Source organism: Candidatus Amoebophilus asiaticus 5a2 (genome assembly GCF_000020565.1).
In the GTDB taxonomy this organism is placed as follows: domain Bacteria; phylum Bacteroidota; class Bacteroidia; order Cytophagales; family Amoebophilaceae; genus Amoebophilus; species Amoebophilus asiaticus.
In genome coordinates this window covers 1004840-1027633 of sequence record NC_010830.1, presented here as the reverse complement: position 1 = coordinate 1027633, position 22794 = coordinate 1004840, and the positions used below count along the sequence as shown (strand labels likewise).

The 22794-nt window shown below is 34.9% G+C and carries 18 protein-coding genes and 2 pseudogenes; 8 read left to right on the top strand and 12 right to left on the bottom strand.

The features are described 5' to 3' along the window. Window positions 1–34 precede the first annotated feature (34 nt). Complete coding sequence (locus tag AASI_RS08615; protein WP_262481546.1) at window positions 35–241, top strand: ankyrin repeat domain-containing protein; 207 nt, start codon at window positions 35–37, stop codon at window positions 239–241. A 782-nt stretch (window positions 242–1023) separates the two neighbouring features. On the opposite strand, the gene gldJ is transcribed toward AASI_RS08615, so the two are convergent. The 6 genes from gldJ to AASI_RS08805 all read right to left on the bottom strand — a co-directional run bounded on the left by gldJ (window position 1024) and on the right by AASI_RS08805 (window position 9518). Continuing rightward, window positions 1024–2211: a gliding motility lipoprotein GldJ gene (gene gldJ / locus AASI_RS04150; RefSeq protein WP_012472953.1), complete on the bottom strand. Its 1188-nt coding sequence runs from the start codon at window positions 2209–2211 to the stop codon at window positions 1024–1026. 121 nt (window positions 2212–2332) lie between these two features. Then, window positions 2333–2950 carry a hypothetical protein gene (locus AASI_RS07655; protein ID WP_148204951.1) on the bottom strand — a complete coding sequence of 206 codons (618 nt, stop codon included), beginning with the start codon at window positions 2948–2950 and terminating at the stop codon, window positions 2333–2335. Between the two features lie 129 nt (window positions 2951–3079). Further along, the gene (gene secA / locus AASI_RS04140; RefSeq protein ID WP_012472951.1) at window positions 3080–6430 is read right to left on the bottom strand and encodes a preprotein translocase subunit SecA; all 3351 of its coding nucleotides are present in this window, start codon (window positions 6428–6430) and stop codon (window positions 3080–3082) included. Window positions 6431–6483: 53 nt separating this feature from the next. Continuing rightward, window positions 6484–7260, bottom strand: a complete 777-nt coding sequence (gene dapF / locus AASI_RS04135; protein ID WP_012472950.1) for a diaminopimelate epimerase — start codon at window positions 7258–7260, stop codon at window positions 6484–6486. Window positions 7261–7492: 232 nt separating this feature from the next. Further along, window positions 7493–8974: a lipopolysaccharide biosynthesis protein gene (locus AASI_RS04130; protein WP_012472949.1), complete on the bottom strand. Its 1482-nt coding sequence runs from the start codon at window positions 8972–8974 to the stop codon at window positions 7493–7495. Window positions 8975–9350: 376 nt separating this feature from the next. Next, entirely contained in the window at window positions 9351–9518 is a 168-nt protein-coding gene (locus tag AASI_RS08805) for a hypothetical protein (RefSeq protein WP_187146235.1), read from the bottom strand. 65 nt (window positions 9519–9583) lie between these two features. On the opposite strand from AASI_RS08805, the gene AASI_RS04125 reads away from it, so the two are divergent. The 7 genes and pseudogenes from AASI_RS04125 to AASI_RS08120 all read left to right on the top strand — a co-directional run bounded on the left by AASI_RS04125 (window position 9584) and on the right by AASI_RS08120 (window position 16311). Next, window positions 9584–10123 carry an F-box protein gene (locus tag AASI_RS04125; protein ID WP_012472948.1) on the top strand — a complete coding sequence of 180 codons (540 nt, stop codon included), beginning with the start codon at window positions 9584–9586 and terminating at the stop codon, window positions 10121–10123. Continuing rightward, window positions 10120–10912 (top strand): annotated as a pseudogene (locus AASI_RS04115) (IS5 family transposase). Before AASI_RS04125 ends, AASI_RS04115 begins: the two are co-directional and overlap by 4 nt. Before the next feature lie 37 nt (window positions 10913–10949). Continuing rightward, window positions 10950–11756 (top strand): hypothetical protein, encoded by an 807-nt coding sequence (locus tag AASI_RS04110; protein ID WP_012472946.1) that lies wholly within the window; start codon window positions 10950–10952, stop codon window positions 11754–11756. Between the two features lie 340 nt (window positions 11757–12096). Next, entirely contained in the window at window positions 12097–13791 is a 1695-nt protein-coding gene (locus AASI_RS04105; RefSeq protein ID WP_012472945.1) for an AMP-binding protein, read from the top strand. Window positions 13792–13953: 162 nt separating this feature from the next. Further along, window positions 13954–14460: a hypothetical protein gene (locus AASI_RS04100; protein WP_012472944.1), complete on the top strand. Its 507-nt coding sequence runs from the start codon at window positions 13954–13956 to the stop codon at window positions 14458–14460. Then, window positions 14441–15193, top strand: coding sequence for a DUF6048 family protein (locus tag AASI_RS04095; protein WP_012472943.1), 753 nt, complete (start codon window positions 14441–14443; stop codon window positions 15191–15193). The genes AASI_RS04100 and AASI_RS04095 overlap by 20 nt, the downstream gene beginning before the upstream one ends. Window positions 15194–15631: 438 nt before the next feature. Further along, window positions 15632–16311 (top strand): IS1-like element ISCaa4 family transposase gene (locus AASI_RS08120; RefSeq protein ID WP_148204949.1). Its coding sequence is split into 2 segments (ribosomal slippage): window positions 15632–15950 and window positions 15950–16311, totalling 681 coding nucleotides; the frame shifts between segments, so codons are not numbered across the junction. Between the two features lie 92 nt (window positions 16312–16403). On the opposite strand, the gene AASI_RS04080 is transcribed toward AASI_RS08120, so the two are convergent. The 6 genes and pseudogenes from AASI_RS04080 to rpoN all read right to left on the bottom strand — a co-directional run bounded on the left by AASI_RS04080 (window position 16404) and on the right by rpoN (window position 22738). Continuing rightward, window positions 16404–17372, bottom strand: coding sequence for an N-acetylmuramoyl-L-alanine amidase (locus AASI_RS04080; protein ID WP_012472941.1), 969 nt, complete (start codon window positions 17370–17372; stop codon window positions 16404–16406). 262 nt (window positions 17373–17634) lie between these two features. Further along, on the bottom strand, window positions 17635–18312 hold the full coding sequence (locus AASI_RS04075; RefSeq protein ID WP_012472940.1) for a phosphatidylserine decarboxylase family protein: 678 nt from the start codon (window positions 18310–18312) through the stop codon (window positions 17635–17637). 1 nt (window position 18313) lies between these two features. Further along, entirely contained in the window at window positions 18314–19582 is a 1269-nt protein-coding gene (locus AASI_RS09080) for a Glu/Leu/Phe/Val family dehydrogenase (RefSeq protein WP_044283008.1), read from the bottom strand. 66 nt (window positions 19583–19648) lie between these two features. Continuing rightward, window positions 19649–20452: pseudogene (locus tag AASI_RS09075) on the bottom strand (phosphatidate cytidylyltransferase); the annotation flags it as partial. Between the two features lie 131 nt (window positions 20453–20583). After that, window positions 20584–20814, bottom strand: a complete 231-nt coding sequence (locus tag AASI_RS04065; RefSeq protein WP_012472938.1) for a hypothetical protein — start codon at window positions 20812–20814, stop codon at window positions 20584–20586. Between the two features lie 484 nt (window positions 20815–21298). Then, a complete protein-coding gene (gene rpoN / locus AASI_RS04060; RefSeq protein ID WP_012472936.1) occupies window positions 21299–22738 on the bottom strand; it encodes an RNA polymerase factor sigma-54 in 1440 nt (479 codons plus the stop codon). Between the last annotated feature and the right edge of the window lie 56 nt (window positions 22739–22794).

Here is a 22794-nt window from a genome sequence, read left to right as displayed (position 1 = left end):
TTGCCTTATCTATTACTAGCAACTTAGGTTATATATACAAAACAAGTATGGTAGAACTTTTTTAATGGAAGCAGTAATACAAGGCCTTGTTAGTACCGTAGAATTATTATTACAGCATCCAGACATCAATGTTAATTTAAAGGATGAGTATGGGGATACTGCTCTAGATATAGCTAAGAATTCAGAATACTTAAGACATTTAAATATAGCGTCACTTATAGAAGCGCACATGTCTAAGTGATATTTACTACTATTAGCGTAATTATGGATTTATGTAAGGATTGACATAATATATGCTTTCTTGATGCGTCTTAGTCCTATTTTAAGTTGGCACGTACTATTATTCTCAGTAAGCATACCATTTTAAAGCATTATTTACAAGACAAGCACAAATAATGAGGCAACTCATATCCATTCTTCTTTGGAAATAGACCTATAGTTAACATTAGCATAGTTCAACTAAGCTAATTAGCCAATCCACAAGCCTTTTGTTGATATAAGTATTTCTTCTTAAAAATACACATGCTTGCCATCCCCTAACAAGCTAAAGCTAGACTTATGCATGTACGATGATTCATACTTTATTGAGACAATCTATAACCAGAGCTTCTTTAGGCCTGTTATTTATATAGTATCTGTTTTGTAAATTGCCCACTTCTTCAACAAAATATTTACCAGCATATTTAATTCACTCATAAAAAGTATTCACTTTATATTTTTAGAACTGGTATAATAGATAAAATTAGAATTTAGAATACCTGTAGTAATTATCTATCTAAAATAAATTGTAACTCGGCCCTATTAGGATGATTTTTTTGATCATATAACACAGTGTTGTATTCTTCTAGAAGTTAAGTATTTTATATATACTTACTCAAGGTTTTAGTGCACTGCTTTATATAAAATTATTATTGAATAAGTTTAACTTTTCTAATTCTCTAAAACAATTTGAGGCAAGAGGATTTTAAAAAATCCTCTTGCCTCATTATTCATTCATAGGTCTTTCTATCGTTATTCTTGTTATTATTCATCCCCTCCCATACTACTCATTGCGTATCTAAAGCCAATCGTTGCGGTTGAAGAATCTTGGTCTAAAAATCTTCTAGTACCTACTTTTGCCCAATGTGCACAATCTTTCCAAGAGGCTCCTTTATAAACTCTGGCTCTGTTGTTAATTAAAGAATTATTTTGATCATAATCTCTTTCTGGATCTAATGTATCATCACGCCTAATAGGATTGAAATCATCCAGGTCTTGAAAAGATATAGGCCTATAAATATCGCTTACCCATTCACTTACATTACCGCCCATGTCATATAATCCAAAATCATTAGCAGGGTAATGATAAACAGGAGTAGTAGGTGCACTACTATTACTTTCCCCTGGTAATCCTTTATAGTTGCCTGGAGAACGTTTAAAGTTGGCTAAATATTTACCTTTCCACTCGTCTTCTTTACCTCTTAAAGAAAGACCGTCGCCCCAAGGATATACACGTTGGGTAGACTGTACAAAATCTAAATCTTGAGTACCTACCATAGCCAGTGCAGCATATTCCCATTCTGCTTCTGTTGGCAATCTATAACCCATAGCAGCTGTTTTATCTTCTGTGTCCTCTGCATTTTGATTACCTGGATCTTGTAAATTTTGTGCACTTTGAGATTTATCTGCTTGCTGTGCATTAAGTTTTTCTGTAAGCCAGTCACAATATTTTTTAGCTTGAGTCCAGCTTACACCCACTACAGGATAAAAGTAGAAACCAGGCTCTCTACTATAATTATACACATAAGGGTCATTATGTCCTAAATCACTTACCCACACTTGTTCGTTGGGGAGCGCAGCCTTGTATTCTTCATCAGAATAATTTTCTTTTAGATCATGCAAGTATTCTTGCCATTCTATGTTGGTTACTTCAGTTTCCTTGAGGTAAAAAGAAGTTACAGTAACACGTTTTTTAGGGCTATTCTTTATATCTTCCCCAAAAACACCTATAGTGGTAGTACCACCTTCTATAAATACCATACTAGGCCCTACTGCTTGTTTTTTAAAAGGAGTTACCTGAAATCCCCCCTCTTGGTTAAAACGCATACCTGTTGCCGTACTGAACTTACCTGGTTTAGAACTACTAGGCTTAGTGTTACCACAAGCTGCTAAGGGTCCTGTTAATAATATGATTACAATAGTTTTTTGAATAAAATACGACAGATTTTTCATGGTGATTGATATTCTTTATTATATGTATTCTTCTCGAGTTTGGGGTAAAGCCTATAAAACAAATATACTATCTACCTATTAAAAAAGACAAAATAAGTTATATAAAAAAATAAAAGGCACTTTATTGGACATCATTTTTTAACTTTCGAAGTATGCCAAGCGATATATTTTCAGTATTACCTTCTTTAATTAGCTCTTCCTGTTTATTATCTAAATTTTGCATAGTATCTGCACGACATTCCTGTTCTAAAGGTGCAAAGACATCTACTTTATTAGGAAATTCCGCAGACCTTATAATAGCTTGTGGAAAATCTTTTTTTATGTTGATATATAATTGATAGGACTCTAATCGCTCTAAAAACCTTCCTACTCTTACAGAGAAATTTGGCTGTTTATATTGTATTTCTACATGTAAATGTGGATATAAAGAACAAAGTTTATCTTTAATTTGAAAGGCCATTTGTCGATTAGCTCCTGTATAAGCCTGAATAGTATATCCATATATTACCTCAGTCATCTCATGGAAAGTTTTTAAATCTACCAACAGCTCATGAAGTTGCAAGGTAATATCATGCTCATAAGAAAAATTATAATTTTTCTTATATTTTAATTTTTGTATACCATAGTCGTTATGATCTGTGTTTATAGGATTATTAAACTTGGTACGGTAAGCAGCTAAGTTTTCAGTATAGGCTTGCAAGGCACGTTGCTTGTTAGCAGCATAAATATTAGCCGGCAAGAATAATAATACTAAAAATATACTCAAGCACCTGTACATATACCTTTATTTATATTTTGGAAAAGCCTATGTATTAATAACACTTAATCAGTGATTTTATAATCAATAATTAGGATAGGCATACTACATTTATCTTGTTTCAAGCAATATACATTTTCCATTAGCTATATCTTCTTCTACACTTTTGAATTTAACATTTTCTTTTATAGTCCCATCTTCATACTGCACAGTTACTCGCTCATTTCTGTTAGCTATCTTTTGAGACTTAATAGGCTGAGGTTTTAATATTTCTTCAGAAGAGTTGCTAGCCCTTTCTCTCAGTAAACTTATAATATCTTGTTTGCTTTCTTCTAGTTCTATTCTTTTATTTTTCTCTACCATCTTAGGCTTCTCGTCGCTCGCCTTATAGAGCAATAAGTTAGCTTTTAGTAAGTAGGTAATAATTGATTCATTTGCCCGGGCAATCATAGTAGAAAATAGAGCATACGATTCAAATTTATATATAAGCAACGGATCTTTCTGTTCATAAGATGCATTTTGTACAGAGTGCCTAAGTTCATCCATGTAACGTAAATGCTCTTGCCAATATCGATCTAAGTAATAGATAATGGCCACCCTCTCTAACGATTTCAAAATAGCTTCTCCTGCATTATCCATAAAGTCAGCTATTTTAACTGGTACTTCTAAACGTCTTTCACTATCTGAAAAGCTAAAGGATAAATATTCAGCTCTAATATCTGCTATATGATCTGGTAGATTCATCTGTACAGCTATGCCTTGTTCCTTAAATACAGCCAGTCTATTCATATAGCTAGATAAAAATGCCTGATAAATAATATCCGTTATTTTTTGTATATCGTAGGTGTGGAACTCCTCTTCTGTGATGGGGGGTAGCGTACCAGTTATGTAAGAGAATTTTGTTGCTAGCACATGATAATTTGCTTTTACCCCTTGTTGCATAACTGAACTCTTTGCTACTTCAAACAACATAGCATTTACCTCTGCGCCTAGCCTATGCCCCAAAAGTGCATCTCTTCTACGTCTGTAGATGATTTCTCGCTGTTTATTAAGCTCATTATCATACTCCAACAAACGCTTACGGTAAGCATAGTTATTCTGCTCTACCTTTTTCTGAGCCCTTTCTATGGATCTTGTTATCATACTATGCTGTATCATCTCCCCTTCTTTAAGACCTAAGCTATCCATAATTTTAGCAATCCTATCAGAAATAAATAGGCGCATAAGACTATCTTCTAAAGACACAAAAAATTGGGAAGAACCCACATCCCCTTGCCTACCAGCACGTCCTCTAAGCTGTCTGTCTACCCTACGAGATTCATGCCTTTCTGTACCAATAATAGCCAAGCCACCTGCTGCTTTAGCTTCTGGGCTAAGTTTAATGTCTGTTCCCCTACCAGCCATATTAGTAGCAATTGTTACAGTTCCAGGCTTTCCAGCTTCAGCCACAATTTCAGCTTCCTTCTGATGGTGTTTAGCATTAAGAACTTGGTGTTTAATCTTTCGAAGATTAAGCATTTTACTTACCAATTCAGAAATTTCCACGGAAGTGGTACCTACTAACACTGGTCGTCCTTGATTAGCCAATACAGTTATTTCTTCAATAATAGCATTAAACTTTTCTCGGACTGTTTTATATACTTTATCATCCTTATCTTCCCGGACTACAGGCTTATGCGTAGGTGTTACTACTACATCTAAATGATAAATATCGTAAAATTCACCTGCTTCTGTTTCAGCTGTACCTGTCATACCTGCTAGCTTATGGTAAAGCCGGAAATAGTTTTGCAAAGTAATGGTAGCATAGGTTTGAGAAGCTTTTTCAATCTTTATTTCTTCTTTTGCTTCTATAGCTTGGTGTAAGCCATCTGAATAACGGCGTCCTTCTAATACTCGTCCGGTTTGTTCATCTACAATTTTTGCTTTACCATCTACTAGGATATAATCTATATCCTTTTCAAAGAGTGCATAAGCTTTTAGAAGTTGCTGTACTGCATGGATACGTTGCGACTTGATAGCATATTCTTGTGCGAGTATTTGTTTCTTTTGCTCTTTTTCAAGGTTATCTAAACCAGCATCACTTTCTATTTCTCCTACTGCAGTAGCTGTATCCGGTAAAATAAAAAAGTCAGGATCTTCTCCTTGCTGGGTAATATATTCTAACCCTTTTTCAGTTAATTCTACAGTATTATGCTTTTCATCTATGGTAAATAAAAGAGGTTCGTCTGCTTCTGGCATCATTCTAGAATTATCTTGTATATAATAATTCTCTGTCTTATGAAGCAACTGCTTAACTCCTGGCTCACTCAAGTACTTAATAAGTGGCTTGTATTTAGGAAGCCCCCTATAAGCCCTAAACAATGGCAATCCTGCTTCGTCGTTTTTTCCTGCCACCATTTGGCTTTTAGCTTCTTGTAAAAATTGGTTTACAATTTGTTTTTGTGCTTCATAAAGGCGCTTTATACGTGGATTAAAGGTTATATATTCCTGCTCATTACCTTTTTCAACTGGTCCTGAAATAATAAGGGGTGTCCTTGCATCATCGATTAAAACAGAATCTACCTCATCTACAATGGCGTAATGATGTTCTCGCTGTACCACCTCTTCTTGTTGCGAAGCCATATTATCGCGTAGGTAATCAAAGCCAAACTCATTGTTGGTACCATAAGTAATGTCTGCCTGATAAGCTTCTCTTCTAGCTGCCGAATAAGGGGATGTTTCTTCAATACACGCTACAGTAAATCCATGAAATTGATAAATAGGCTTCATCCAAGCAGCATCACGTTTAGCTAGGTATTCATTAACAGTTACAATATGTACACCTTTTCCTACCAATGCATTTAAAAATGTAGGTAGCGTTGCAACTAGCGTTTTACCCTCACCTGTCGCCATTTCTGCAATTTTACCTTTGTGCAAAATAACACCTCCTATGAGCTGCTCATCATAATGTACCATGTCCCAGGTAAGCAAATGCCCTGTTACTTCCCACTGATTTTTCCAAATAGCTTGATCACCTTCAATATCAATATGTTTCTCTGTAATAGCCAACTCTCTATCATAACCAGTTGCTGTTACAATAAGCTGTTCATTTTCTTTAAATCTTCTGGCTGTTTCCTTTACAATAGCAAATGCTTGTGGCAAGATGTCCAATAATACTTTTTCTAGCTGCGTATTATATTGCTCTTTAATACGGCTGATTTGTATGTATAAATCTTCTACTTCCTTTGGAGTTAACTGGGTAGTAGCTTCTAGTTGCCTTTCTCTTATTTCAAGCTCTCCTATAAATTCTTGTGTCTCAACTTTGATATATTGTTTTAGGGAGTCAGTTTTTTTACGTAACTCATCATTAGTAAGAGATACCAATTTCTCATATTCCAGATTAATCTTTTCCACATAGGGGCGAATGGACTTTAAGTCCCTTTCAGATTTAGTACCAAACAGCTTAGTAAAGAGTTTAAGCATATATTATTGTGTTTTGTAGGTTTAAGAGCTCCTTTTAATTGATTAGCTATATATTATATTGTTATTTTCCCTTGGAATACTTGAGTAGCTGGACCAACTAAACAGATATTACTAAAAGCAGTATTATGTTTACAAAAACTTATTTGCAGCTCCCCACCCTTTGTTACTACATAAACAGGGCTTGTATATCCTTTTTGAGAAGCCACAAGTGCAGCAGCCACAACACCTGTTCCACAGGAAAGCGTTTCATCGTTCACGCCTCGCTCATAAGTGCATACCGAAATTTGATTATTTGCTTCTAATTGAACAAAATTAACATTTGTTCCTGTGTTTTGAAATGATTGGCTGGCATTAATAGATTTACCTAGCTCAATAACATCTGTTTCCACCAAATTTTGAACCAAACGAACATAATGAGGAGACCCCGTATTTAAAAAATAATCATTGCCCATCATTTGTATAGTAGAAACATCATGCAACTGTAGATAAACTAGATTGTCTTGAATACGAGCTTGGTGTGGACCATCTATAGCCAAGAAGTCTGCCACATTATTAATAATTCCTAAATAGCTAGCCAAATGTACAGCACAACGACTCCCATTACCGCATAGACTCTGGCTCGCATCAGAGTTATAGTATATCATCTCAAAATCATACGATCCACTTTTTTCAAGGAATATAAAACCATCAGCGCCTATACCAAACTTACGATGACACAAGCTTTTAATGAGTTCTGGGTCGTGTGGACAGGTTACATTAGGATTAGTTATATTATCGACTAAAATAAAATCATTTCCAGTACCATGATATTTATAAAAAGGGATAGTCACTTTGTGTTGTTAAAATTAAATAGAATAATGAATATAAGAAATATAATAAACCTAATATATTAGTTATAAGGCTTTTTGTAAAAATTATAAGGTTTCTAAGAAATTATATAAAACTAGAAACTGATTTATAACAAGAAGTAGTACTAAGAGTTTAAGATTTTGCCATTTTCTATATTTAATTTATAGTCAACATGTTCCAATTACTGGCGTTTAGTGCTGCAGCAAAGATATTCTATAAAGATCTGCGCATAGCTCTATATATAACCAGCCCGAATACAAGTGTAAACCCTATATTACTAACCAAAGCATAAGCCCAAGTAGCATACTGTATTTGACGTATTACTATTATCAAAAGTAGTGTAACTAGCATAAAAAATAGTGCATAACCAGTCTTATAAGGAACAGCGTAGTATTGCTGTCCTTTACAATAACAAATTACAGCCATAATTAGGTAACTGATTACAGTTGCCCATACACTACCCCAATACCCATAATAAGGTACTAATAAAACATTCAACAGTATAGTAATACCTGCTCCTATAAGAGTTATGACACTACCATAATATGTTTTGTTAGCTAGCTTAAACCACACTGAAAGATTATAATAGATGCCTAACCATATGTATGCTAGACAAAGGTAAGGAACAATTTCAATGCCTGCCCGATATGCTGGGTTTCTAAGAAATATATAACCTAATATATCTAAGTTAACACTAATAGCAAACCAGATGAAGCAAGCGACCAATACATATCCTTGCATAATTTTACTAAAAAGCTGAGGAGAGCGCTTGTCTTGTGCATGTGTGAAAAAAAAAGGTTCAGCTGCATAACGAAAGGCTTGGATTGCTAGCGACATTAAGACAGCAAGCTTATAGCAAGCTCCAAAAATACCTACTATTGCCTCCTTACTCTGTCCGGAATAAAAATTGGATGGTAATAGATGCTTCAGCAAAGCCCTAGCCAGCATTTCGTTGGTAGTTCCAGCTAACCCCATAACCAATAAAGGCAAAGCATATATAATCATAGGCCTTAGCTTTTGCCAATCTATTTTAAATTTAAAATGGATGAGTGGCTTACCCAAAATAGGTAACACGCATAAATTAGCCATTAAATTAGCTAAGAAAATATATTCTATATGGTTGGCTGGATTATAGATAAGTTGTACGAAAGGCTTGAATGAGTACAAAAACTTACCTGTATAGATTCCTGGAAGTATATACAGCAACAAAAGATTAAAAATTATATTTAAGGCTATTTGTAAACATTTTGCTTGGGCAAACAAAAATGATTGGTTAGAAAAACGTAACTGTGCGAAAGGAACCAACAATATGGTATCAACAGCCAAAATAGCTGCCAAGTAGTAAACATAATGTTCATGGCCTGAATAGCCTAACCAACGACTAAGGAGAGGAGCGAGAGATGCTAATAAGCTTGAAAATAATAGACTACTTAAAGTTAACAAGCTACTGGTAAGTTTAAATACCTCTATGGGAGAACCTTGCGTAGCAAACCTAAAATAGGCTGTTTCCATCCCATAGCCATAAATAATATTCAAAAAAGCAGCATACGCATATAATTCGGTAACAATACCATATTCAGCAGGCAAAAGCAAGCTAGTATAAAATGGTACTAGCAGATAGTTAAGCACCCTACCTATAATACTGCTAAGTCCATATATAGCTGTATCACTAGCCAACTTTTTAAGTGCGTTCATGCAAGCTAATAGATTTTATTGCTGCTAACGTAACAACAAACGGCATATAATTAAAATTCAATGATTATCTTATTATTTAAATCACTTTTCTCGTGTTAGAATTACAATAATAAAGAATTTATAGCTTAAACAGGCCACTTCATTATTTTTGTAAAATGGCAGCAGTTAGTAGCCGGCATAAACAATATATACATTTAAAGTATATAGTAAGCAGACAATCACTAAGAAAGGAAGAGTAACATACAATATATTTTAGCTAACGGCACTCCTTGCTTAAATTATTTAGAAACAATAAGAAATAAAGGAAGAATAAAATTGATGGACTTTAAGCGTTAGAGATATTTTACGTTGCTTATTATTCTACCAACTAAATTAATTATTGATATATAGCGGCCATACCCTGTTGCCCTAATTTTACAAATATACCCAAGAGCTTGCTATGCTTTTCTAATAGATTCAAATACTTACTTTCTTTAAATTCAAAAATAAATAATTCACACTGCCACATTAAGGAGTTGATTAAAAGATATCCTATCTTGTTCATGAACTAGTTATAAAGTAAAGGTCTAGCATGTATTGATAGTAACTAACCCTTTTAATTAGTAGAATATGTTTCAACCAGTATCTATTCTTATTCTTATAAGCGGCTTATTGTTGGCTTCCTGTAATACTGCTACACAACCTGCTGATGAAAATCGAGCAAACCAATTAGCAACCAACAATGGCTTTTCCTTCCAAGGCATTAGTGTACCGCCAGAGGTTATGCTCCAAGTGTTTAGTCACTTACCAGTTACAGATATTGTACAAGCAAGCCAAGTCTGTCGTGGCTGGTATGCATTAAGCGAAGAACCAGCTTTATGGAGAATCATCCGGATAAAAAAGCATGGAGATTACCCAGCTAGTAATGCTACCAAGGAACAGGCTAAGAGGCATATGCTACGGGTGTATGTGAACACACTTTCTGGTCTTGCAACTATTGAGCATTTAGTACTTAAGCACAAGCTCAATGAAAAGCATCCCTTTGATATGTATCAAGATTTATTAATTCAACTAAGAGCCTGTTCAAAATCTTTGTTTATTAAACTAGCAGCTATTAAATTAGTCATGATAATGACCAATAACCTGATAAAAAAAGGAGCTTATCTATGATTCAAGCGTATCCTAGTAATATTAATAGAGAACAATTTGAAATCATACGCCCTATCTTGGAAACAGCCCGCAAGAAAACTAAACCTCGCCAGGTAGATCTATAGGAGGTGTTCTCTGCCTTACTGTATGTGCTTAAGACAGGCTGTCAATGGAGGATGTTGCCTAAAGATTTCCCTAAATGGCGTACGGTACATGCTTATTTTCAAATATGGAGTGAGAAGCAAGAAAATGGCTTAAGCTTTCTAGAAGAAGCATTAAAGAAACATGGTTACTTGCCTGGGAAAGCAAGCAGGTAGACAAGCCCAAACAAGCCTGATTATAATAGATGCGCAGAGTGTAAAAAATACAGATACAGCTAAAGAGAAAGGGTATGATGGAGCTAAAAAGATAAGCGGGATCAAGCGCCATATATCCGTAGACAGCCAAGGCTTACCCCATGGGATAGGTATCACAAAGGCTAGTGAAACAGATAGAGCTGGAGCAATAAGTATGCTAACAGAGCACAAAGAGCAATTAGCCAAGGTAAAGAAGGTGCTAGTAGATGGAGGCTATAGAGGGAAAGTATTTGCCAATCAAGTAAAAGAAGTGCTTCAAGGAGCGGAGGTAGAAGTGGCTAAAAGGAGTGAATTGCATCAATTTAAGATAATACCTAAGCGATGGATAGTAGAGCGGAGCTTTGGCTGGTTAGAAAAATGCCGACGGTTGTGGAAGAACTGTGAAAGGAGATTATCGACAAGCTTACAAATGGTAGTGCTAGCTTTTCTAAGGATATGCCTACAAAGATTATGAACAGGCTCTTAGTACTATTTGTAGCTCAAGGACAGAAATGATAGATGATTATGTGGCACAAGGCAACCTAAAAGCCATTGATCGGAAAATACAGGGACTTGATACTGGTTTTTATGGCTATACGCATAACCCTCAAGCTGCTGCTATCTTAAATGATTCTTTGGTTGAACAAGGCAATGAGAAAGCCATTCATCGAAAAATACGGGGACTTACTGGAGGTAGCTATGGCTATGAGCAGAATCCAAGCTCTGCTAAAATTCTCATTGAATCTTTGGTTGAACAAGGCAATGAGAGAGCTATTGATCGGAAAATGGATGGATTTACTGGAGGTTTTTACGGATATGAGCATATCCCTCAAGCTGCTGCTAGTTTCAATGAGTCTTTGGTTGAACAAGGTAATGAGGAAGCTATCCGTCGGAAAATAATTGGACTTGCTACAGGTGACTATGGCTATGAGCTAAATCCAAGCTCTGCTAGAATTCTCAATGATTCTTTAGTTGAACAAGGTAATCTAGAAGCTATTCATCTGAAAGCATGGGGACTTGCTAATGGTTTTTATGGATATGAGCAGAATCCAAGTTCTGCTGTAATTCTCAATGATTCTTTGGTTGAACAAGGCAATCAAAAAGCCATTCATCGAAAAATACGGGGACTTGCTAAGGGTAACTTTGGTTATGAGGAAAACCGTGCCCTATTGAAAAGTTGGATTACCCAGGAGGCAGCTAATGGGAAACGTTGGGCCTGTTATTTAAAAGCACAAGGGCTTAAATACGGTATATTAGACTTTGAAAAAGATCGTCAGGCAGCTATACAGTATATTCTAGAGAATAATATCCCTTATTGATAAACTTAATTAACAACCTTTAATTAGATATTTATTTTATTTATTTGTCGTCAACTTCGGCTAAATATATATTTAAAGTTTATTTTTGCTGTAAAACTAAAGGACTCTATAAACTAACCAAGAAATTACCAAGTTTAAATAAAATATAGATTGCTATAGAAAAATAGCTTGTGAAGTATTTGATTTATACTTGAGATTAAGTTAAAGCACATATGGATTAAGTTCAATAAGCGTATATGCAATTATGAACAAGATTTAAGTTGTGCAAGAGTCCTGCTATGATACTAATTACTATTCAAAGTAAAATTAGCAGTACTAAAACCATTTTATTGTAAAAATTATGCAAATGTATCCCTGGCTACAACACTATCCATCTTCCGTACCTTTTCAGATTAATCCAGATCGTTACGAATCCTTGGTCGTATTTTTAGAAGAAGCTTTAGAAAAATATAAAAACTTACCCATGGTAGAAAATATGGGCAAAGTTTTAACATATGCAGAAATAAACCGATTAACCCAAAATTTTGCAGCTTATCTACAAAATTGCACCAACCTAAAACCTGGAGACCATATAGCTATTCAATTGCCTAACTTACTACAATATCCTATAGCTATGCTTGGTGCACTACGTGCTGGTATGGTAGTAGTCAATGTTAATCCTTTATATACTGCTTATGAATTAGAACAACAAATTAAAAATGCAACTACCAAAGGAATTATCATATTATCTAATTTTGCCCATAATTTAGCTTCTATTGTACAACACACTCCTGTTAAAACAGTAATTGTTACTGAAGTAGGAGACTTACTTGGTAAGGTCAAAGGGTTTTTTACCAACTTTACTGTTAAACATATTAAAAAATTAGTACCAGATTATAAACTTCCTCAATCACTGCAAGTCACAAGCTTTAATAAAGCATTACACTTAGGATCAAAAGTATCATTTAACCGGGTAACACCATCTGCAACACAACCTGCATTTCTCCAATATACAGGTGGCACAACGGGCATTTCTAAAGGAGTGGTATTAACTCATAGACACATGATAGCCAACATGGAGCAGATGTTTACTTTCATGCGACTTAAGCTCGATGAAGGAAAAGAAGTCATGATTACTGCCCTTCCACTTTACCATATTTTTGCCTTAACTGTAAACCTACTAGCACCTATTCATCTAGGTGCTAAAAATATTCTTATTACTAATCCTAGGAACATTAAGAATTTTATTAAAGAACTACGCAAGCATCGATTTACCTGCCTTACAGGGGTTAATACATTATTTAATGCCTTATTAGCACATCCTACTTTCTCTTCTATTGATTTTTCTAGCTTAAAGGTAAGCATTGCAGGGGGCGTAGCCTTACAAGATTCAGTAGCAGACAGATGGGAAAAACTAACAGGAATCCCAATTATAGAGGGTTATGGACTTACAGAAGCATCACCATGTCTCACCTGCAATTTACCGAATGGCAGTCAACGTAAAGGAACAGTAGGAGTGCCGCTACCTAGCACCCTTATCAAAATAGTAGATGAGAACAATAAAGAAGTAGAGCCTGGACAGCCTGGTCATTTGCTTGCAAAAGGGCCACAAATTATGGAGTCTTATTGGAACAATCCAGAGGAAACAGAGCAAGCATTCCACGAAGGTTGGTTACAAACAGGCGACATAGCTACAATGACTCCTGATGGATATGTCAAAATATTGGACAGAAAAAAGGAAATGATTAACGTATCTGGGTTTAACGTATACCCTAATGAAATAGAAAATATAGCCCTTATGTGTCCTAAAGTATTAGAAGCTGCTGCTGTTGGAACGTGGGAAGAAGGTGGTAAAGAAGTAGTCAAGCTTTTTGTAGTTAAAAAAGATCCATCGCTAACTGTAGAGGAGTTAATAAACTATTGTAGGTTACGTTTAACAAATTATAAAGTGCCTCGTTATATTGAATTTAGAGATATGTTACCCAAATCTAATGTAGGCAAAATTTTAAGAAGGGTATTACAAGAAGAAGAAAAGCAAAAGCAGTTACTAGAATAAGCATGCTTTACTACGCAAATAAGTAACATTTATCTTTACATTGGTATAAAAAAGCTAACTTGTAGAATAAAAAGTAAGATTTACCTTACTATATTTTAAAATAGAAATATATTTATTCAAAGGTGAGGCCATATAATATAAAAAAAAATACTAAAGAGACCTATGCACTTACCAAAATTTAAGCCGCAATATTACTCATTTGTTGTTATTACCATATTACTATTGGGTATTATGGCTTGTAGGGATTTTGAAGATTGTAGAAGTATATATATAAATATGGCAGTAGTCGAGTTTAAAGGGGAAAACGAGTTAAAGATAAGTAAGATCGAGTATGACAACGAGAATCCAGGTAAAGTCCCAATCAAACAAGCAGGAAGTGCAAAAAATCAATATATTTTTTACCTTCACCCAAGAAATAATAAGGTTACACTATTCTTCTATAAGGCTTCAGATAGTATTGACGACTCTGTGAGGCTTGGTAATTTAACAATATTTTATACCAGGGTAGCTTCCTTAATCTCTCCTAGTTGTGGTATGCAACAAGAGTATATTATAGATAGCGTAGAAACTTCTTTTACAAAAGGAACCATTCGCAAGCCTTCTCTAAAGAAGGCTAAACACGAAACATCAGAAGAAAAAGATAAACCTAATGTTGAGATACAATATTAACATATTATTAGTAATAGGTTTGCTAAGTATAGGTTCTACTAGCTCTGCAAAAATAAAGGATATATTGCCTACTGGTTTACAAGTAGGTTTTGATGTAACGCGCCCTCTTTACTATATCTGGTATGAAAAAACAGGAGCACAATACGAATTCAATGCTAGTTTAGATCTTAACAGAATTCTTTTAGAAGGAGAATATGGCTTAGGTACTATTGCTAGAAAAAATCCACCCTCAAAACTTCAAGCTATTTCATCCAATATAGGTCAATATTTCCGTATAGGATTTAACTATAATTTTATAAGCAATAGTGTAGACCATAATGCTGCCTTTTTAGGACTCAGGTATAGTCAAGCTCATTGTAGAGATGAATTATATGGTAAGCTGACACAAGAGAAAGGAAAAAACACAAAGGATGAAGAAGTTAAATTTTGGGGAGATATTTATAAAGATAAGGTAGATGAAACTAGTAAACTTAAAGCCCATTGGTTTGAAATAGTGGCAGGTGTTCGTGTCAAAGTATGGGAATGGATTTATATAGGTTGTACTGCCCGTTATAAGTTCGCTAAAAAGATCAGTACCATTACTTCACATAATCCTTTTGATATTATAGGCTGGGGTTTGAATGATGAAGATGTCTTTGGAGTCAACTATTATATTAGTATGAGAATTCCGCTTCAAGCAGATAAAACTAAAGAAGATATACGCAAAGTAGAAGAGAACAAACTTTTGTATTAAGCAAATTAAACTTTATTTATAGCAGGCCTCTCATTTAAAAGCGTAATTCTTATTTTTTATAAGGTTTCAACAATCGGCTTTTATGCGCGCTTAGATTTCTATCCGATATAGGGTTAATACATTGAGACAGCTCGGAAAAAGAGATCCGCTTATTCAAGCCACAGTTCAGGTATAAATTTATAGTATTCGCTCGGCAAATTGTTACCATAACTATACTCAAATCAGGTGAAGGGTAGCTTTTTCTGTATATTACGTAAGCGTTCATAGGTGTACAAGATTACCAATACCTACAAGAGCCTATTTTACTTTGCAACCAACCAATAATCTTTATAGCTAACATATAAGCGCTCCTTTTATATTTGACAGCTAGCTTAATGGATAACTAACTTTTTCGGTATTGTTAAATTGGGATAGGATTAGTAAGTTAGAGGAAAAAGTATGAATTGTCCTCGATGTAATAATACTCAAAGCTGTAAAGATGGAATTGTTAGAGGTAGACAGCGCTACCAGTGTAAAAGTTGCCGTTTCCCTTACACAGTTAGTCACAAATCAGATGTTAAACCTCTATCTACTAAGCGAAAAGCGTTGCAATTATACTTAGAAGGATTAGGATTTCGAGCTATAGGCCGTATACTCAACATAAGCTATGGAACAGTCTATCAATGGGTAAAAGCATGTGGAGATCAAGTAAGTTTACCAGAAAGACAAGATCAAGTAGATATAGTCGAGATGGATGAAATACACACATATGTGGGTTCAAAAAAGTCTACTGCTGGATATGGATAGCTGTTGATAGATTGAGCAAGCGTTTTATATCATATGTGTGTGGAGATCGCTCGACACAAACCGGATTGAAGTTATGGGGGCGCGTCAAGGATATAGGCAAGCTGTATTGTAGTGATTATTGGAAAAGCTACCAGCAGTTTATTCCAAAAGATAAACACCGACAAAGCAAATCAGAAACTTATACAGTGGAAGGATATAATAGCTTAATTAGGCACTATTTAGCAAGATTTAAGCGTAAAGGAAAATGCTATAGCAAACAGGTGCACATGATAGAAAAATCGCTCAACCTGCTAATGGCCAAGCTAAATAATCAGCTGCCTATCTTAATTTAACAATACCACTTTTTCAGATAAAAATAGCAACTTAGACTTGTGTGTATTCTGTAAACGTGTACTGTACCGATAATTTACTAACCAGTTTACTCCTATTTATACTTTTCACTTAATCCCCATACCCATAGCATATCTGTTCTATCAATGCTAGCATCATAAGTGTAGGGATACTGATTTCTAGAAAAATGTGCTTTAAAAGCTTTAACAATTGAAGTATTTTCTGGTGTCATATAACCTACTTCAGTACAATTATATCCGTAAGCTTGCAAACACGTTAAAAGAAAAGCTTCGCTAATACCTTGTGGTAGTTTCTCTTTAGGAGTAAATCTTTCTGCTATAGCCTTTTCATCTCTTTCATCTTCTGTAAGCCATGCGCCTACTCCATAATGTGTGTATAGCTTTTCCCAAGGAAAAAGGATACCAGGGTCTTGTTTTCTTGTAGGAGCAATATCCGCATGCCCTACTACATTTTGCGGAGCTATATTATAACTATTTACAATATATTGGCTCAAGGTGCCTAAAGATCTTATCTGTTTTTTATCAAAAGTAAACCAGTTAGGATACTCTGATTCCTTACCAACAAAACCTTTATTAACATTTTCAACTCCAATAGATCTTAAGTTAAGGCCTTGTTCTCCTCTCCAATAGCTAATACCTGCATGCCAAGCTGTTTTTTCTTCTGGAACTACTTGAAAAACCATGCCTCCCTGAACATCTCTTTCTCTCTCTTCTTCTGTAACCACATAATGTGCACTTACTCTACCCTCAGGAATATCCGATGTAAAAAGACGCATAGTCGCTGGAAAATTACAAACAGTATAATGCATTACAAGATATGCTATATCTTCTGTACCACGATCACCATAATGATTACGATTCTTCTCTTCTTCAGGAAATTCTAAAACTTGGTAAACATCTAAGTCAGCAACTTCTTTAGAGTGAACCATTATGCCCGTCTTCTTGTCAAAGGCCTGCACAACAACTTCTTCTATTGGTTTTGGAGTACCACAACTTATTAGCAAGAGTTGTAATAAGCTAAACTTCCATATCAATTTATTCATAGCACTTATGATTTATTTTAGAAATAAACGTACTATGATTAATTTAGAAAGCCAATCATTAGAATAAATTTCACAAGGTTTTAGCAAACCAACATGTATAGTGTTTATTTAAAAATAGGAAGAGATGGCTATGTGGAATGCTTCAGCGTAAGATAAATCTATATTAGAAACAAAGCTTTTTAGGTCATTTAGTTTGCAGTTCTAGAACAATTCATTGTCCTATTAATTCTTAGCTTATGCCCTAGCTAACTACAAAGTCTTGTTATTCCTCTTCTTCACTAGCAATCTTAGCTATTATTGATTTACCACCTCGCACATGTTCTTTTAAGTTTACCTGTATATCTGCATTTAGTGGAAGAAAAATATCTAACCTAGACCCAAACTTAATAAACCCTACCTCATCTCCTTGATGGACTTCATCACCTACTTTAGGATAAAACTTAATCCTTCTAGCTACAAAGCCAGCTATTTGCCGGAAGAGTACTTCTATGCCATCTATACGTTTTACTACTGCAGTAGTACGTTCATTTTTAGTACTAGACTTAGGATGAAAAGCAACCAAATATTTTCCAGGATGGTATTTAAAATATTCTAACACACCAGAAATAGGGCTACGATTTACATGCACGTTAAAAGGTGACATGAAAATACTTATCTGTATACGTTCTTCTTTAAAATACTCGTCTTCATAGATCTGCTTGATAGCTACTACTTTACCATCTGCAGGTGATAATATAAGCTCCTCTTGCTTGTTTATTAACCTGGTTGGATTACGAAAAAAATAGAGTATCCAAAGCCCTAGCAAAGTAGAACTTATTCCTAAAGCTGTGGTAACCGACTTACTCATACGTACCCCGCCTATAAGTGCAAGATTAAGCAATAACAAAATGAATAAGCTATTACGAATTATTATTTTTCCTTCTTTATGAATACGCAACATATTATTTTTTAAGTGTGGAACGCAACTGATAAGCTTGTGCGACCTTGTTAACGGCAACTATATACGCTGCTTTTCGCATAGAGGTCTGATACTTTTTAGAAGCCTCATATACCCTATTGTAAGCATCCTGTATTATATAATCAGCTTTTTGGTAAACTTTTTCTATAGGCCATTTAGTACCTTGCCTATTTTGTACCCATTCAAAATAAGATACTACTACCCCTCCAGCATTTGCTAAGATATCAGGTATTACCATAATATTTTTATGATTATGAATAATTTCATCTGCTTCTGCTGTAAGAGGACCATTTGCTCCTTCTACAATAAGCTTTGCTTGGACTTGGTGTGCGTTCTCATGTGTTATTGCATTTGGCGAAGCAGCCGGTATTAGTACATCTACAGCAAGGGTTAACAAATCTTGGTTAGGTAATTCTTTAGTACCTAGCAAACCTGTCAATCTTCCATATTTAGCTTTATGTGCAATAGCTTGTTGTATATCAATACCATTGGCACTATAATAAGCACCAGAGAGGTCGCTAATAGCAACAATTTTAGCACCCTTTTCTTGTAATAATTGAGCTGTATAACTACCCACATTACCAAAACCTTGTATGGCAACCGTCGCATTTTTCACATTTATCTTTAGTTGCTGTAAGGCAGCAAGTGTACTTACCATAATACCTCTTCCTGTAGCTTCTACTCGACCTAGTGAACCACCTATGGCCACAGGCTTACCTGTAACAACTGCAGGCGTTATTGTACCATGTGCTTGATTATAGGTATCCATAATCCATGCCATTTCCCTAGGTCCAGTACCCATATCAGGAGCAGGAATATCTTTATCAGGACCAAAAACTTCTAACATAGCAGTGGTATAAGACCTGGTCAAGCGCTCTAGCTCACCTGCTGAAAGTTGCTTAGGATCGCACTCAACCCCACCCTTGGCACCACCAAAAGGCAAATCAACTAACGCGCACTTCCAAGTCATCCATGCTGCTAATGCCTTTACCTCATCTAATTCTACATGAGAATTATAACGTATACCGCCCTTAGAAGGACCTAGTAATCTTGAATAGATAACTCTATAACCTTTAAAGACTTGTACCGTACCATCATCCATTATAATAGGCAAAGATACAATAACTTGCTTATCAGGTGATTGTAATACATTATAAATTTTCTCATCTAAGCCAATGATTTGTGAAGCATCATTGACATGTTTGAGCATAGACTCAAAAGGACTATCATCATTCGTTAATGTGTAATTCATAGCTGCTTTCTTATTTGTATTTTTTACAAAATTCATTTCTTGCCCAGCAGTGTTGAATGCTACAACCAGAGGTACTACTAGCAAAAAACTATCAAAGCGATCTAAAAGACCACCATGTCCAGGAATAATACTGCCTGAATCCTTAATTTGCAAGCTTCTTTTTAGCAACGATTCTATTAAATCACCATAGGTACCAGCCACCACAGCAATAGCTCCTACTATCATCCACTCAGCCATATTCCAGCTTGTATAATAGCGAGACATAGCATAAGCTACCAACAGCGTAAGTATCCCCCCTCCTATGCTGCCTTCCCAAGACTTTTTAGGAGAAATACGCTTAAAAAGGTGGTGCCTTTCCCAAAAGGTCCAAAAAGAACCTACTAAATACGCCCCTATATCATTTGCCCATATGGTAAATAAAATACCTAATATAAACTCATAATGATAAACGCCCTTATAAAAAGCAATAAAATGTAATAAAGTAAATGGTATACCTATATAAATAATGCCTAAGAAAGTGTAAGCTATGCTTGAAAAGGGTTTATAGACATTTTTTTTGTAAAGCATAATAAAGTAAATAGAAGTTAATAGAGGTATAGTCGAATAGAAATATGTACCTGGCATAATAGCACTTGCATATAGAAAGCTAAATATATACAGTAACCCAGCAAACGTCAGTCCCCATATGCGGAGGGGAGCCGTTTCTTGGTTGCTGATAAGTTTGTAAAATTCTAGCAACGTACCTATTAGTATTATAAAAAAAAGTAAAAAGTATCCCCATGCATTCCAGTATATGAGGCTGACAACAAGAGGAATACCAACCAGGCTAGAACCTGTGCGTAATATTATATTACTATATTTTTTAAACATAAACAATATTTAATTGACCTGTATAGCAGTCTTAAGTTCGAATTTATATTTTTTAGCTATTCCACCAACAGTATTATACGTCTCTATATTGAAGACGTTACCTAGCATATGGTTAAAAGCTACATATTAATTTATAAAGCAATACCAGTATAATAGCGCCGAAAATCAACAATTGAAATATGCCTGATATAGTTCTGGTCGCTTTTATACCAAGGATCTAGGTACACAAAGAATCTATTTATAACATTTACCAATATAATCCAATGAGAGTTTAAACCAAATTCTTCTTCATTGCCCGCCATGAGAACCATTATAGGTGCCTTTTGTAAAGGTACTGCCCACTCAACTTCAAAAAAATACATCCAAAAATTAAGTACTTTTCGAATAGTATACCTAAATAAATCCTCTGGATAAAGTCCTATTTCAGGCTCATCCTTACTGTACCCCTTTGCTAAAGGTGGTACAGTAATCCGAAGCTCATTACAAAGTTCTTCCTATGTTGAAAGTGGCGTAAGGTTTATTCTTTTTAAGAGCACCGTCAACGCAGCAACTCCACAGCCGACTTCAGCATAATAGGCTTGCTCGTTTTGACTAACAAAAATAGAACTCCAATAATTTATATTATTAGCATAAGGCACATCCATATTTATCGAATATAATTAATATCTAGAGCACTCTTATTATAATGTAAACTTACTTGTAGTGCCTTACTACAATTTAGCACCTTGTAGCAATTCATAAAGCTTTCACCTTTAATTACCTTAGTAATTGTTACATATAACTTAGACTTGGGTCGGCTAGACAATCTTATTACATAAGGCCCGAAACTATACATAATAACTCCCCCTACAGTTCTTTCCTTAACCTAGCTACAGGCATATTAAGCTGCTCCCTATATTTAGCTACAGTACGACGTGCTATATGATAACCCTTATCAACAAGCATAGCAGTAAGTTGCTCATCTGCATAAGGTTGTTGTTTGCTCTCTTGTTGAATAAGTTCTAGCAATGCTTGTTTTACAGCTTTACTACTTACATCTTCTCCCATAGTAGTACTGATAGCTTCAGTAAAGAAGAATTTAAGAGGGTAAATGCCAAACTGTGTTTGCACAGATTTATTATTAACAATTCTAGAAACTGTAGAAATATCCATTTCAATAATTTTTGCTACATCTTTTAATATCATCGGTTTAAGCTTACTTTCATCTTCTTCCATAAAAAAATCGTATTGCAACTGTACTATAGCCTGCATGGTACGCAAAAGCGTCTTTTTACGCTGGTTCAATGCTTCTATAAACCACTTTGCTGACTCTGCTTTTTGTTTAACAAAAGAAGAAGCTGCTTGTAAGCTGGGACTCTTTTTTTTGTCTTTACCTAGTTTCTGAGAGGTTTCTAAAATGTGTATATAGCTCCTGCTCAGTCTAAGCTCAGGTGTATTATAAGCATTCAACCGTACCTCCAATTGTTGGTTATGCTTAGTGACTAGAAAATCTGGATATAAAATCTGGTTTTGTTGAATATCTGAACCTAATGTTCCACCTGGTTTAGGATTTAGCTTTGCAATAAGTTCTAACGCTTCCTTAAAAAGTTCCTGATCTTCTATGGCAAGTTTTTTAATAATTTGGGAATAATGTTTTTTGGTAAACAATTCAAAAGTCTGATTTAAGATTTGAATAGCCATATTACGTACAGGCTTAGATGGTTGCCTATTTAGCTGAATAAGCAAGCATTCTTGTAAGCTTCTAGCGCCGATTCCAGGAGGATCAAATGTCTGTATTTTTTTAAGTATTGTTTCTACTTCTGTTTCATTGGTCTGAATATATTGTGTTAATAAAAGATCATTAGCAAGCGCTGCCAAATCACGCCGTATATAACCATCTGTTTCTAAACTTCCAATAAGGTATTCACCAATCTTATGTTGACCTTCATCCAAACGAAGCATTTCTAATTGTTCTAATAGCTGTTCTTGCAAAGAATATCTATTGGGAACTGAAGCTTCCTTTCTGAGCCATCGTTCTTCTGCCTCATAATCGCGATATGTAAGGTAGTTTTTTTGTGGTAACTCATCTATATAACCAACAGTCATCGTATCTATAGCAGAATTATCTTCAGCTTCTTGCAGATACTCAACATTATCATTAGCTGGTTCTAAAACAGGGTTTTCTGCTAATTCTTGCTGTATACGTGCATTAATATCTATGGAAGGAATTTGTAAAAGCTTTACTAATTGAATTTGTTGAGGGGTTAACTTTTGAGTAAGTTTTTGGGTTAAACGTAATTTTTGCATAAAGGATTTTATATAATATATTTTTACTAAAAACTACATTTAAGTAATATTGACCT